Here is a 13838-nt window from a genome sequence, read left to right on the forward strand (position 1 = left end):
CTCCTTACTGGTTTGCTAGCTGTGGATCGATGAACGCTAATAATGCACTCACACCTACATAAGATAGACCTAAGAAAATAGCTAATGTTACATAAGTAGAGATTCTTTGTGAACGTGGAGATACTGTAATTCCCCAGCTTATGCAGAATGTCCATAGTCCATTTGCAAAGTGGAAAATTGTTGAAACAACACCAACTAAGTAGAATGCAAACATAGCTGGATTGTTTAAAATATCTGCCATCATATCATAGTTTACCTCTTTACCTAGCATTGCTTGAATACGAGTTTCCCAGACGTGCCAAGAAATGAAAATCAGTGTAACGATACCTGAAATTCTTTGGAAGACGAACATCCAGTTACGGAAATAACCGTAAGAAACCGCATTGTTCTTAGCTGTAAATGCAATATATAAGCCATATATAGCATGGTACAGTATCGGTAAAAAGATGATGAAAATCTCTAGCGCATACCGGAATGGAAGGAGCTCCATAAAGCCTGCAGCTTTGTTAAAAGCCTCTGCTCCTCTTGTTGCAAAGTTGTTTACAATTAGATGTTGCGTCAAAAAGACACCAACCGGGATGACCCCCATTAATGAGTGCCACTTACGAAACGTATACTCGCGGCCTTTCATGTCCCCATTACCCCCTTGAATGTTTGACTGCTGTTTTCAGATTAATTTACAACAATAATGTTTTTTCACTATTGGCATAAGAAAAACTGAAAAAATTATTCGAAATATTTCAGCATAATTTGATAACAAGTTCATTTTACCCCTATTTTTGTCGAAGCGTCAAGAAAACGTATACATAATTTGCATATAATTTGCCAATTCTTTTTCCCTTCTTATATATTCAGATTTTCCCAAAGAAAAATCTGTTTTTATAAATGAGAAATGTTATATAATAATCCCTATAGAAAGAGGGGAATATTGTGAGTAAAAATACAATCGATACAACATCTTTAGAAGATGTTTCATTGAACGCCTTCGCTTATGAATTGCTACGTGAAGAATTACTACCTGATTTAATCGGTAACGATTTAGATGGTATTTTATACTGGTCTGGTAGAAACCTTGCAAGAAAATATCCACTAGAAACAATTGAAGAAGTCATTCAGTTCTTTGAAAAAGCTGGCTGGGGCACTTTAAGCATTATTGAACATAAGCGTCGTGAAATGCAGTTCCAACTTAAAGGCACACTCATCGCTGAACGTCAAAAACAAAACAGACATTCTTCTTATCAATTAGAAGCTGGATTCATCGCTGAACAAATTCAAAAGCAACGAAACGTAGTTGCAGAGTCCTATGAAGAAAAGAAAAAACGTTCAGACTCTATTACATTTCTTGTGAAATGGGATATAAAAGATCTCATTGAAGTGTAGCATTACCTACAGTCAACTAGACATATAAGTTTAGTTGACTTTTTTGTATTTTCATTCAGTTAGGTTTATTTTAAATCTTCAGAAATTATACCAAAAAATAGAAGACGTTGTAAACTACAACGTCTTCTTATCCGCTAAATAAGTATAAATCGTCTCTGCGACATTTTTCGGCATACCCGCTTCGACAAATTCCGTTACAGAAGCTTCTTTCATCTTTTTTAGCGACCCAAAATGTTTCAACAATATCTTTTTTCGTTTATCTCCAATTCCAGGAATATCATCCAGTGCTGATTGAATGACAGATTTCCCGTGTAATTGACGATGGAATGTAATCGCAAATCGATGCACTTCATCTTGAATGCGCTGCAATAAATAAAATTCTTGGCTATTTCGCTCAAGCATCACAGGTTCAGGTGGATCTCCAATAATTAAATGGGAAGTTTTATGTTTGTCATCTTTTACAAGCCCTGCCATCGGAATATATAAACCGAGTTCGTTTTCTAGAACATCACTTACAGCTGCCAGATGCCCTTTTCCACCATCAATAATGATTAAATCTGGTAAAGGCAAACTCTCTTTCAGCGCCCTTGTATAACGGCGTCTCACAACTTCTCTCATAGACTCATAATCATCTGGTCCTTGAACCGTTTTAATTTTATATTTCCTATATTCTTTTTTAGCTGGTTTCCCATCGATAAAAGCAATCATTGCAGAAACAGGATTTGTCCCTTGAATATTTGAGTTATCAAACGCCTCAATACGATAAGGTGTTTCAATCCCGAGCTGCTTCCCTAAATGATCTACCGCCTTAATCGTTCGCTCTTCATCACGTTCAATTAAGTAGAATTTCTCTTCAAGAGCAATCTTCGCATTTTTATTTGCTAATTCTACAAGATCTTTTTTCTTACCACGTTTCGGCTGTGTCGCTTCAACTTCTAAAAAGCGCTCTACTAACTCTGAGTCTATACTTCCTGGAACGACAATTTCCTTCGGCTTAAAATGACTGCTGTTCTCATAAAATTGACCGATAAACGTTAAAAATCCCTCTTCTGGTTCATCGTAGATTGGAAACATAGAAACATCACGTTCAATTAGCTTTCCTTTTCGAACGAAGAAAACTTGAACACACATCCATCCTTTATCAACTGCATACCCAAACACATCACGATCCACTAAGTCACTCATAATCATCTTTTGTTTTTCCATAATCGCATCGATATGAGCAATTTGATCCCGCAACTCTTTTGCACGTTCAAATTCTAGTTTCTCTGAAGCTTCATACATCTTTGTTTCTAATTCTGAACGAACTTCTTTATGCCCACCATTTAGAAAATTAATAATTTCATCTACAATTTCTTTGTTTTGTTCTTCCGTCACTTCTTTCACACAAGGCGCTAAACATTGACCCATATGATAATATAAACAAACTTTATCTGGCATATTTGAGCACTTACGAAGCGGGTACATACGATCTAGCAGCTTTTTCGTTTCATGAGCTGATTGTGCATTCGGATAAGGACCAAAATACTTTCCCTTATCCTTTTTTACATTTCGCGTAATAAGTAATCGCGGCTGTTTCTCAGCTGTAATTTTAATAAAAGGATATGTTTTATCATCTTTTAATTGAATATTATATTTTGGATCATGTTTTTTTATTAAGTTTAACTCTAAAATGAGAGCCTCTAGATTTGAGGAGGTTACAATATATTCAAAATCTACAATTTCTCCTACAAGCCGCAGTGTTTTTCCATCATGCGAACCAGTAAAGTACGAGCGCACACGATTTTTAAGCACTTTTGCCTTTCCGACATATATAACCGTTCCTTGCTTATCTTTCATTAAATAACAACCAGGTTGATCTGGTAAAATAGCCAATTTTTCTTTTAAATGTTCGTGCACTCGTTACCCTCCATTTCTACATGCTTAGCATCTTTATTTTCACATGAAAACATACTATGCCAAAACACCCAACATACGTTCTTTTATTGTAACGGAAAGGTGTAAAAAAGGAAAATAAAAAAGGCTACCAAATGGTAGCCCTTTATTTTAGAAGTGTTTAGAAACTAATTCTACTAACGTTTCTTTCGGTTTGTAACCTAACGCTTGATCAACTACTTTACCGTCTTTTAATACGAAAAGAGCTGGAATGCTCATTACTTCGAATTGACGAGCAGTTTCTTGGTTTTCATCCACGTCTACTTTTACTACTTTTACTTTTTCGCCTAATTCTGCATCAATTTCCTCTAATACAGGAGCGATCATTTTACAAGGTCCACACCAAGGTGCCCAGAAATCTAATAATACAACACCTTCGCTAGTTTCAGCTGCGAAGCTTTGGTCATTTGCATTTACAATTGCCATTTTATTTCCTCCTTCAAGTATATTCTACCAAGAGTATATCATTAACTTATATACGTGGCGAATAATATGTATCGTTATGTATTGTAACAAAAAAGTGTTCCTTTATACTATATAAAAATACGGATTAAATACTAAAAAGATGAGAGACAGGGGATCTCTCACCTTTTCTATATATAGGGGTACTTCACTTGGAACTCAAGGGTACTCAAATCATGAATGTACTTTTAACTTTTTAAACTCTTCTGTTAAAAGAGGTAAGACTTCAAATAGATCGCCAACAATACCATAGTCAGCTACTTTGAAGATACTTGCTTCTGGGTCTTTATTAATCGCAACGATTATTTTTGAGTTAGACATACCAGCTAAATGCTGAATCGCACCAGAAATACCGCATGCAATGTATAGGTCTGGCGTAACAACTTTACCAGTTTGACCAATTTGTAATGAGTAATCGCAATACTCAGCGTCACAAGCACCACGAGATGCTCCAACAGCGCCACCTAATACGTCAGCTAACTCTTTTAATGGCTTGAATCCTTCTTCACTCTTCACACCGCGTCCACCAGCGATAATAACTTTCGCTTCAGAAAGGTCAACACCTTCTGCCGTCTTACGGACGACATCTTGAATAATTGTACGTAAATCTTTCACATCTACTGTAATAGAAGACACGTCACCACTGCGAGACTCATCTTTTTCAAGCGTCGCAATGTTATTTGGACGCACTGTCGCAAATAAGATACCGTCTGTTACAATCTTCTTCTCAAACGCTTTACCAGAGTAAATTGGACGAGTAAAGATAACATTTCCACCTTCAACATCTAAAGCAGTTACGTCAGAAACTAGACCAGCTTCAAGCTTCGCTGCTAATTTTGGTGATAAATCTTTACCCAGTGCTGTATGTCCAAATACAATACCTTCTGGCTTTTCTTCAGCATATACAGCTGAAAATGCTTGTGCATAACCATCAGATGTATATGATTTTAATTTATCATTTTCAACTGTCACAACGCGATCTGCACCGTAATGAATCAATTCATTTGCAAAAGAGGCAACGCTGTCTCCAACTAGAAGACCTACTACTTCACCGCCTTCTGCAATTGTTTTTGCTGCTGCTACCGCTTCAAACGAAACGTTACGTAGCGATCCATCACGAACCTCACCCATTACTAATACTTTACGAGCCATAGATTTTCCCTCCTGCATATATAATTTCGTATTTTATTAGATTACTTTCGCTTCTGTATGGAGCAACGATACAAGTTCTTTTACTTGATCTTGCAGCTCGCCTTGTAACACTTTTCCTGCATCTTTCTTAGGAGGCAAATAGATTTCAATTGTTTTTGTCTTTGCTTCCACATCATCTTCTTCTAAATCTAAATCATCTAATTCTACTTCTTCTAGTGGCTTTTTCTTCGCTTTCATAATACCTGGAAGCGATGGATAACGAGGTTCATTTAAACCTTGTTGTGCTGTTACTAAAACTGGTAATGAAGTTTCAATCACTTCCGTATCACCTTCAACATCACGCTCAATCTTCACGTTTGTACCGTCAATTTCAAGTTTTGTAATTGTCGTTACGTACGGAATATTTAACGCTTCTGCTACGCGTGGACCAACTTGTCCAGATGCACCATCAATTGCAACGTTCCCGCCTAAAATTAAATCTACATCTTTATCTTTTAAATATTCAGCAAGTACTTTTGCTGTCGTGAACTGGTCACCATTTTCCACATCATCTTCAATATTAATTAATACAGCTTTATCGCAGCCCATCGCTAATGCCGTACGAAGTTCTTTCTCACTATCTTCGCCACCGACTGTTACAACAGTAACTTCGCCACCTTGTGCGTCTCTTACTTGAATTGCTTCTTCAATCGCATATTCGTCGTAAGGGTTGATGATGAATTCCGCTTCGCCATCGTAAATTGCACCGTTTTTAATTACGATTTTTTCTTCTGTATCAAATGTTCGTTTCATGAGTACGTAGATGTTCATTCCATTTACCCCCTTGTTTTTCAGAAAGATTCTATCAATTTTAATTTTCTGTTAATTTATATTAAAAAAATAATTGAACTACCTGCCACTAAATGAAGGCTTACGTTTTTCTAAAAACGCCGCTACACCTTCTCTTCCATCTTCACCCGTAAATACTTCACCAAAGATTTGAGCTTCGCGTTGTACACCTTCATAATAATGAGACGATTTCGTCGTTTGCAATAACTCTAGTACAGCACGAGTCGTCGCTGGGCTTTTTCCAGCAATCTGTTTTGCAACTTTAAGCGTATCATCTAAAAATGTTTCTTCAGCAAAAACTCCGTTAACAAGTCCCCATTTTAATGCTTCTGCACCAGTAATTGGTGTACTTGTTAACATCATTTCACAAGCTTTCGCTTTCCCAACATAACGTGGTAATCGCTGTGTACCTGCAAATCCAGGAATTAATCCAAGTGTTAATTCAGGTAAACCAAGTTTTGCACTTTCAGTTGCAAAGCGCATGTGGCAAGACATAGCAAACTCAAGGCCGCCGCCAAGTGCCGCTCCATGAATTGCCGCGATAACTGGTTTTGAACATTTTTCAACACGCTCAAACGTAACTTGTCCAAGCTGCGCTAATTCTGTCGCTTGCTTCGCTTCAGTAACAGATGTAAATTCTTTAATATCTGCTCCCGCTGAGAAGAAGCGCCCTTCACCGTGAATAACAACAACACGAATGTTATCATCCTTCTCCACTTGATCAATTAATTCAGTAACGTCATGCATAACTTGTGAAGACATCGCGTTTGCCGGCGCATGATTTAACGTCGCCACCGCAATATGATCTTCAACTCTTACAGATAGGAATTTCAACATGATCCCTCCCATTATTGACGATAACCACAAGCTGCAATAAGTAGCCCATGTACCGTTTTTGAAAGTGCGACCAGATCATACTTATGATCGCTCATTACCCAATTGGTCACAACTTCATCTACTGTTCCAAAGATCATTTGTCTTGCCACGCGAACATTTAAATCCGCTTGGAATTCACCTTGCCTTATACCTGTCTCTAAAATCTCATCCATAACTTGTAAGTAGCCTTTTAATACTTCATTTATTTTCAGGCGTAAGTCTTGATTGGACTGTCTTAGCTCTAATTGCGTAACGATAGCAAGAGGATCATTTTGTGATAACAGCAAGAAGTGCGTTTCTACCAACATGAATAACTTCGATACAGCGCTTTCAATTCCTGCTGTTTTTTGACGAATTGTTTCGACAAAATCTCCCATCTTCTCTTGGAATAAGGATATTAATATATCTTCTTTATTTTTAAAATATAAATAAATCGTGCCATCAGCTACCCCAGCTTGCTTTGCTATTTTAGAAACTTGCGCTTGGTGGTACCCATTCTCCGCAATCACAATGACTGCCGCATCAATAATTTGATTGTATTTCGGTCTATTTTTCTTCACTTTACTGTCCCCTTCAAGAAGATGACTGAATGAATAGTCATTCATATTCTTATAATACTGACTATTTAGAAAAGTGTCAATCCTATTTTTTCAAAAAGAAAGGGCCTTAGCCCGTTTGCTCATCCTCATTTTTTCTTTTCTCTTCATCTATTAGGACACGGCGTAAAATTTTTCCGACTGTCGTTTTCGGCAGTTCATCTCTAAACTCATATACTTTCGGCACTTTATAAGCCGCTAAATATTTACGCGCAAACTGGTTTAATTCTTCCTCAGAACACTCCGCACCTTCTTTTAACACAACAAATGCTTTAACTGTCTCTCCCCGGTACGGATCGGGAACTCCAATCGTCACTACTTCTTGCACTTTTTCATGCTCATATAATACTTCTTCTACTTCGCGAGGATACACATTAAATCCACTCGCAACAATCATATCTTTCTTACGGTCTTTCACATAGAAAAATCCATCTTCATCCATGTAACCAACATCCCCTGTATGAAGCCATCCGTCTTGTAATACAGCTGCTGTTTCTTCTGGCTTATTCCAATACCCTTTCATAATTTGAGGACCCTTTACAACAATTTCACCAATTTCACCCGGAGGTAAAGCCTCTCCAGTTTCAAGTGACATAATGTTTGCCTCTGTATCTGGCCACGGCACACCAATACTTCCTGGCACGCGTTTTTCCCACAAAAAATTCCCATGTGTAACTGGCGACGACTCCGTTAATCCATAACCTTCTACCAATTTCCCACCTGTAACTCTCTCAAACTCTTCCTGTACTTCTACAGGAAGCGGGGCAGATCCACTAATACAAGCTTGAATAGAAGAAATATCATATTCTTTTAAGAGGGGACTATTTAATAGAGCAATATAAATGGTCGGTGCCCCTGGAAATAGTGTGACTTTATGTTTTTTTATCGCTTCAAAAACCATTTTCATATCAAACTTCGGAATCAGCACCATTTTATATCCTTGCATAATACTTAAATTCATTACAGCTGTCATCCCATACACATGAAAGAACGGAAGGACACCAAGAATTACTTCTTCCCCTTCTTTACAATTATATAGCCAATGAGCTCCCATTAAAGTGTTCGAAACAAGGTTTTTATGCGTCAACATAACGCCTTTCGGAAATCCAGTTGTTCCTCCAGTGTACTGTAAAAGAGCTAGATCATTTTCAGGATCACAAGGCACTTCAACATTAACATTACTTTCTCGTTCTACTGATTTCCATAGATGAATCGTTTCGCTTTCCGACACATTCACAACAAGATTTGCCTGCCTTTTTTGTACAAATGGATAAAGTAAATTTTTAGGGAAGGGTAAAAAGTCCGCAATCCGAGTTACGATAATATGTTCAATTTTTGTAGCAGATTGAACATTCGTTACTCTTGGAAACACTAAATCGAGACAAAGAATTACTTTTGCTCCCGAGTCATGAAGCTGGTATTCTAATTCTCTTTCTGTATATAGTGGATTTGTTTGTACTACGATACCTCCCGCAAGTAATGTACCATAATAACCAATTACAGATTGCGGACAGTTCGGCAACATAATAGCAACTCGATCACCCTTTTCCACACCGAGTTTTTGAAGATAATTTGCAAACCTCTTCACCTTATCGTGGAAGTCTGAAAATGTAATATCCTTTCCTAAAAAGTGAAGCGCTTTCTTTTCTGGATAGCGTGAAGCCACCTGTTCCACATATCCATGAAGCGGCTGAATATCATAAGAAATCGTACTTGGAATTTCTCCTGGATAACTTTTCAACCATGGTTTTTCCACCTTCATTCCCCCTTCAAATACATAAAAATAAATGAATGTTCATTCATGATGGTTGGTTTCATTATATTATAGTCGCCATAACGTTACAATCATAATATTCTGACTTTTATATAACTATGCTTCACTCCATTAACTTCTTATTATATGTATAAACTCTCCTAATCTTAAAAGAATAAGAGAGTTATTATTTAGCTTAACCTTATTATCGTTAACACAGCTCCTGGTGTAGTTGTTGATAACGTTGCAACAGCTACCAAACCAAATAGTTGCAAACTAATGGCACTTCCAGCCGCAAGAGTCGTAATAATTGTTGCACTAAATGATGTAGTTGCTAACGCAGGAGAATTGATCGTTCCAGCAAGAGGTGCACCATTAATTGTAATCCGCGAACTGACTAATAATGAAGCCGTTATATTAATCGTATATGAAATATAATAATTCCCCGCATTTGCAGCCGTAAATACTGTATTCCCCCCAGAAACAGTAATACCTGGACCAATATTTTGATTATTCGGAAGCGGGACATTCGTTCCACCAAGAAGTACCGATATCGCTGTTCCCGACGTATTATTTGCAAAAGCGTATGTTGCCGTTATACTTGTGCCAGTTGCCCCCGTGTCTCCTGTTGCTCCTGTTGGACCTGTTACTCCCGTCGCTCCTGTTACTCCTGTTGGACCTGTTGAACCTGTTATTCCTGTTGCTCCCGTCGGACCCGTTGAACCTGTTATTCCCGTCGCTCCTGTTGCTCCCGTTATTCCCGTCGCTCCTGTTGCTCCCGTTATTCCCGTCGCTCCTGTTGCTCCCGTTGCTCCTGTTGGACCTGTTACTCCTGTTACTCCCGTCGGACCTGTTGGGCCCAGCTTAGGAACTGTCCCATCACAACTAAAACAGCAAGAATCAACATGTACACCATTTTGATTATTACACTCACAATACCCATTTATATTATTGCGCCATGAAGACATGTTGACCACTTCCTTCACATTCAATCTTTTAAGTACAATCGCCGAGTTAAAAAACATCTATTTAAATAACAAAGAAATACTTTACCTAGTCGGGATAAACACAGATTTATTCCATACATTCTAGTAATTATTACATGCGATTTGCTCTCCTTTTGCTTGTACTTTCGCCTTCTTGCTCAAATGAAATTCTTTTTTTCATTCTGCATATACATATAAACTTCAATCCAATTGGTGTATTCATCGGCGGACTACTTGCAGTTAAAATTTCCCTTTTTTTCATGGAAATTAGGATTTAGCTCAATAGCCCTTGCTTTAATAGAAATCGGCATTTCAGCTCTCAGCTCAACAATTATTCAACTCTTTATCGTTAACACAAATTTGAACGTTGCTGTACTTGGAGCGCCTTATTTCTTATAGTTGATGAGGAAGAAGCCTCCTTTTTTATTCGTTCTTATAAGATCAAAAGGAAACTATCTTTTTTTCACGAATGTAACCTATGAACATAACGAGGAGGGATAACATGTATCAAACTATTGAAGGCTTCTTGCAATCATGGACATACGAGGCTGAGTCTACTCAGAAGATGCTCGATGCATTAACAGATGAATCTTTGTCAAAAGAAATTGCACCTGGGCACTGGACGTTAGGCAGAGTTGCTTGGCATATCGTGACGGCAATTCCAGTTATATTATCTAGTACGGGACTTAAATTTGAAGGAGAAACAAAAGATTATCCTGTTCCACCTTCAGCTAAAACAATTTCAGATGGGTATCGTAAAGTGAACGCAGCTTTTGTTGATGCACTTCAAGGCGAATGGACTGATAAAGACTTAGCTACTATTAATGACTTCTTTGGTCGTCCTATGCCGAATTCTATATTTTTAATGACACTCATTAATCATCAAAATCACCACCGCGGACAAATGACTGTTTTAATGCGCCAAGCTGGCTTAACCGTCCCTGGCGTATATGGTCCTGCAAAAGAAGAATGGGCCGCGGCTGGAATGGAAGCTCCTAAAATGTAACAATAAAAAAAGACAAGTTGTTTACACATCTTGTCTTTTTCTGTAACTTGTTTCATGTGAAACTATTTTTGCTAAATGGTTGTTTTATGGAAAAAATACGTTAAAATGAATACATATTATGAGGAGGGGCAACCAAATTGAATACAAAAAATAAAAAAATAGCTATGGGAACTATTTTACTAACTTCTATTATCGGAGTTATCAGTGTGTCTCTTTATTGTACAAGTTATGGTACCCCTTGGGGAAAACAAACAGCAGTTACGGAATCAAAAGAATATATTACAAAATACTTTAATCTAGATGCGGAAGTCAAAAATACTTCTTACGATGCTAAAATGAATAGCTATGCAAGCTCCTTTGAAACAAGTAAAGACGGAGAGTTTACTATCGAATATAAAAGTCCTAATAACTTTAATATTTCTCCAGGAGTACAAGCATATTTAAGCAAACACTCCAAATTTACAGAGTAGTAACAAAGCATACATATACAAAAAAAGAGTTGCTGTAACGTCAACTCTTTTTTTATTCTTGTCATACAGTTATATCTTCCTTCTCTATATTTTTAATTCCGTAACATGCAATCACAACTCCAATTGCTGCCAATGCTAGTTGAAGAGGAAGAAAAGTTGCTACAGAAAACGTAGTGCTATTCATTGCAATTGATACAACGATAAGGGATGAAACAATTGTAGTTGGCACTGAACGTTTACGCATTCCGAAATATAGTGGGATTAAACTTATTCCCGCAGTTGCAACGGCTAAAGGAACAAGGTTTATCCCTTCTTGCATCAATTGATCTACTGTGAATGAATTAGGAAGAATTGAAAAATAGCTATCTATCCCAAAGAACATTCCTACTACTAAAATATTAGATAAAATAACTGTTATAAATGTTAATGTTGCTGTAATAACCAACTTACTAACCATCATTTTCTTTCGGTTAATTGGATAAGAAAACATAAGTAGTATTGTTTTGTTTTTATATTCACTAATTATTAACCTTGCGATTAACACACTACCAAAAATAATAAATGTTGCTCTTACTAATGTACTAGCCATTAACAAAACCATCTGTGGATCTCTTATTTCTGGATCTCCTTCTATTTGAGAAACGATGCTCGTAAAGATCAGTAATGCCAGTATAGCGATATTTGCAATAATCGCTCCCCTCACATACCATCCAATCTTAAATTTCTTCAGTTCTAGCTTCATAAGACGTAGCATAATAGTCCTCCTTTCATTTACATTTTAATCGATATAAATTACCCCTGTTTTACTTAAAATCTCCATTTTGTTTTTCGCATCACCAATCGTTCCTGCTTTTATCTTTTCTGTATTTTTATCTTTCTTAAGTCCTTTTAAATCTATCATTACGTCAGACGAATTACTTTTAGCCGTAAGTTTCAATGAAGCTGGAACACCTTTATATCTTACGCCAATATCTCCTGATTTTGTTTCTACAAATAATGATTTTCCTTCTATCACATCTTTCAGTAATACTTCACCGGATGTTGAAGTGATGTTCATATTTTCGTTTTTTATATTTTTCACATAATTATCGCCAGTAGTAGAAGTTATATTTACTTCTTGTAATGAACTATCTTTTAACATTAAATCTCCGCTTTCGGATGTAAATTCACCCTTCTCTGCCGATAGTCCCGTAATCATTCCATCTCCAGACTTGCCTTTTGTCACGATACTTTTTACTACTATATCTCTTATTTTCACATCACCCGATTTATTATTTAATACAATTTTATCTATTTCTTTCTTCGGAACAACTATAGATATACTATTTTTCTTCCTAAACGTAAAACCATTAAAGAATCTGGTCGCCTTTTGTTTTTGCTTAACTATAACTTTATTCCCTTCATGTTCTATTTCGACAGGATCTATCTCTTTATCCACTTGTTTACCTTGAGCCAAAATCACTATTTTGTTAGCGTCTGTACTTTTAAATTCAATATCCCAGTTTTCATTGTCCACTTCTATTTCTTTTATATGATTTATCTCAAAAGACTTTTCTTTCTTAAAATCTTTCCCCTGAAATGTCTTAAAACCAAAAACCACACTAGCAATTGTAATTAATAATATTGCAATTACTATTATTTTTTTCACTGTTCATACCCCAGTTCGTCGTTGTTTTAAGCTTCCTTCACGCTACATCAATCTTGTCGATTTTACGATACGAAAGATAACTAATAAAAATTCCTAATAAACAGAGTACAATTGGGATAAATATAAAATCATACATACTTACTTGACCGTTTCCAGGACCAACGTTACTGTTCATTAGCATCCCAATTATTACTGCAGAAGTAATCGTTGTCGGTGTCGATTTCTTTCTCATCCCAAAAAATAAAGGAATTAAACTTATTCCAGATATCATAAATGCACTTATAAAAGTAGCTGGAACGGTAGCTATTATTTCTCCCATCGTAATAGGTGTTTCAATTAGCCCTATCATTGGGTTCATAAAAAATATGAGCAAACTAATAGTGAACGTAGCAATAATCATGCTAATAAAACAAAAACTAAAAACAATTGTTAATTTCGCTCTCATTAACTTTTTCCTTTGCAGTGGATACATAAACAATAGTTGCATCGTTTTATTCTTATACTCATCAATTACTAAACGCGATAAAATGACCGCACTAAAAATAAGAAATGTCATCCTAATAAATATGTTTGCTAAAGTCATATATTTTGTGAAATCAGTGAGCGCCGCATCTGCTTCACCTTTCGCTCCCAACCCCATAAGACTTACCGCAGCAAAAATTGCTATAATACAAATGGCTACCCCTTTAAAGTAACTAGATAATTTATGTTTTTTCCATTCAAGTTTCATTAATTTAAACATATAA

Annotated in this window: 15 protein-coding genes; 3 read left to right on the forward strand and 12 right to left on the reverse strand. The window is 36.6% G+C overall.

The window, feature by feature from the left end:
- Positions 1-4: 4 nt before the first annotated feature.
- Positions 5-631 (reverse strand): succinate dehydrogenase cytochrome B558, encoded by a 627-nt coding sequence (gene sdhC / locus JDS99_RS08945; RefSeq protein ID WP_000678354.1) that lies wholly within the window; start codon positions 629-631, stop codon positions 5-7.
- Between the two features lie 299 nt (positions 632-930).
- On the opposite strand from sdhC, the gene JDS99_RS08950 reads away from it, so the two are divergent.
- Positions 931-1380 (forward strand): YslB family protein, encoded by a 450-nt coding sequence (locus JDS99_RS08950; protein WP_000042225.1) that lies wholly within the window; start codon positions 931-933, stop codon positions 1378-1380.
- Positions 1381-1494: 114 nt separating this feature from the next.
- On the opposite strand, the gene uvrC is transcribed toward JDS99_RS08950, so the two are convergent.
- The 8 genes from uvrC to JDS99_RS08990 all read right to left on the reverse strand — a co-directional run bounded on the left by uvrC (position 1495) and on the right by JDS99_RS08990 (position 9950).
- Positions 1495-3279 (reverse strand): excinuclease ABC subunit C, encoded by a 1785-nt coding sequence (gene uvrC / locus JDS99_RS08955; RefSeq protein ID WP_199694952.1) that lies wholly within the window; start codon positions 3277-3279, stop codon positions 1495-1497.
- A 147-nt stretch (positions 3280-3426) separates the two neighbouring features.
- A complete protein-coding gene (gene trxA, locus JDS99_RS08960; RefSeq protein ID WP_199694953.1) occupies positions 3427-3741 on the reverse strand; it encodes a thioredoxin in 315 nt (104 codons plus the stop codon).
- 210 nt (positions 3742-3951) lie between these two features.
- Complete coding sequence (gene etfA / locus JDS99_RS08965) at positions 3952-4929, reverse strand: electron transfer flavoprotein subunit alpha (protein ID WP_000101967.1); 978 nt, start codon at positions 4927-4929, stop codon at positions 3952-3954.
- 36 nt (positions 4930-4965) lie between these two features.
- Positions 4966-5739 carry an electron transfer flavoprotein subunit beta gene (etfB, locus tag JDS99_RS08970; protein WP_001029035.1) on the reverse strand — a complete coding sequence of 258 codons (774 nt, stop codon included), beginning with the start codon at positions 5737-5739 and terminating at the stop codon, positions 4966-4968.
- Positions 5740-5817: 78 nt separating this feature from the next.
- Positions 5818-6594 (reverse strand): enoyl-CoA hydratase, encoded by a 777-nt coding sequence (locus tag JDS99_RS08975; RefSeq protein ID WP_000911294.1) that lies wholly within the window; start codon positions 6592-6594, stop codon positions 5818-5820.
- An 11-nt stretch (positions 6595-6605) separates the two neighbouring features.
- Complete coding sequence (locus JDS99_RS08980) at positions 6606-7193, reverse strand: TetR/AcrR family transcriptional regulator (protein ID WP_088064524.1); 588 nt, start codon at positions 7191-7193, stop codon at positions 6606-6608.
- A gap of 106 nt (positions 7194-7299) precedes the next feature.
- The gene (locus JDS99_RS08985; protein ID WP_199694954.1) at positions 7300-8985 is read right to left on the reverse strand and encodes a long-chain-fatty-acid--CoA ligase; all 1686 of its coding nucleotides are present in this window, start codon (positions 8983-8985) and stop codon (positions 7300-7302) included.
- A gap of 188 nt (positions 8986-9173) precedes the next feature.
- Positions 9174-9950 carry a BclA C-terminal domain-containing protein gene (locus JDS99_RS08990; protein WP_199694955.1) on the reverse strand — a complete coding sequence of 259 codons (777 nt, stop codon included), beginning with the start codon at positions 9948-9950 and terminating at the stop codon, positions 9174-9176.
- 520 nt (positions 9951-10470) lie between these two features.
- On the opposite strand from JDS99_RS08990, the gene JDS99_RS08995 reads away from it, so the two are divergent.
- Together JDS99_RS08995 and JDS99_RS09000 are read left to right on the forward strand one after the other, a co-directional pair.
- Positions 10471-10974: a DinB family protein gene (locus JDS99_RS08995; RefSeq protein WP_199694956.1), complete on the forward strand. Its 504-nt coding sequence runs from the start codon at positions 10471-10473 to the stop codon at positions 10972-10974.
- A gap of 137 nt (positions 10975-11111) precedes the next feature.
- On the forward strand, positions 11112-11444 hold the full coding sequence (locus tag JDS99_RS09000; protein ID WP_199694957.1) for a YfjL-like protein: 333 nt from the start codon (positions 11112-11114) through the stop codon (positions 11442-11444).
- A gap of 61 nt (positions 11445-11505) precedes the next feature.
- On the opposite strand, the gene JDS99_RS09005 is transcribed toward JDS99_RS09000, so the two are convergent.
- From JDS99_RS09005 to JDS99_RS09015, 3 genes are read right to left on the reverse strand one after another with little or no spacing between them, the layout of a single operon-like run.
- Positions 11506-12198: an ABC transporter permease gene (locus JDS99_RS09005; protein ID WP_097908639.1), complete on the reverse strand. Its 693-nt coding sequence runs from the start codon at positions 12196-12198 to the stop codon at positions 11506-11508.
- Between the two features lie 24 nt (positions 12199-12222).
- Entirely contained in the window at positions 12223-13092 is an 870-nt protein-coding gene (locus JDS99_RS09010; RefSeq protein WP_097908641.1) for a DUF4097 family beta strand repeat-containing protein, read from the reverse strand.
- A 37-nt stretch (positions 13093-13129) separates the two neighbouring features.
- Positions 13130-13834 (reverse strand): ABC transporter permease, encoded by a 705-nt coding sequence (locus JDS99_RS09015; RefSeq protein ID WP_088040211.1) that lies wholly within the window; start codon positions 13832-13834, stop codon positions 13130-13132.
- Positions 13835-13838: the final 4 nt, after the last annotated feature.

This window comes from Bacillus cereus group sp. N6, assembly GCF_016483705.1.
GTDB classification, from domain to species: Bacteria; Bacillota; Bacilli; order Bacillales; family Bacillaceae_G; genus Bacillus_A; species Bacillus_A wiedmannii.

What these genes read in the sequence shown, in the direction of transcription:
- sdhC (WP_000678354.1), bottom strand. Translation starts at nt 631, where the DNA reads ATGAAAGGCCGCGAGTATACGTTTCGTAAGTGGCACTCATTAATGGGG.
- trxA (WP_199694953.1), bottom strand. Translation starts at nt 3,741, where the DNA reads ATGGCAATTGTAAATGCAAATGACCAAAGCTTCGCAGCTGAAACTAGC.
- etfA (WP_000101967.1), bottom strand. Translation starts at nt 4,929, where the DNA reads ATGGCTCGTAAAGTATTAGTAATGGGTGAGGTTCGTGATGGATCGCTA.
- etfB (WP_001029035.1), bottom strand. Translation starts at nt 5,739, where the DNA reads ATGAACATCTACGTACTCATGAAACGAACATTTGATACAGAAGAAAAA.
- JDS99_RS08975 (WP_000911294.1), bottom strand. Translation starts at nt 6,594, where the DNA reads ATGTTGAAATTCCTATCTGTAAGAGTTGAAGATCATATTGCGGTGGCG.
- JDS99_RS08990 (WP_199694955.1), bottom strand. Translation starts at nt 9,950, where the DNA reads ATGTCTTCATGGCGCAATAATATAAATGGGTATTGTGAGTGTAATAAT.
- JDS99_RS08995 (WP_199694956.1), top strand. Translation starts at nt 10,471, where the DNA reads ATGTATCAAACTATTGAAGGCTTCTTGCAATCATGGACATACGAGGCT.
- JDS99_RS09005 (WP_097908639.1), bottom strand. Translation starts at nt 12,198, where the DNA reads ATGCTACGTCTTATGAAGCTAGAACTGAAGAAATTTAAGATTGGATGG.
- JDS99_RS09015 (WP_088040211.1), bottom strand. Translation starts at nt 13,834, where the DNA reads ATGTTTAAATTAATGAAACTTGAATGGAAAAAACATAAATTATCTAGT.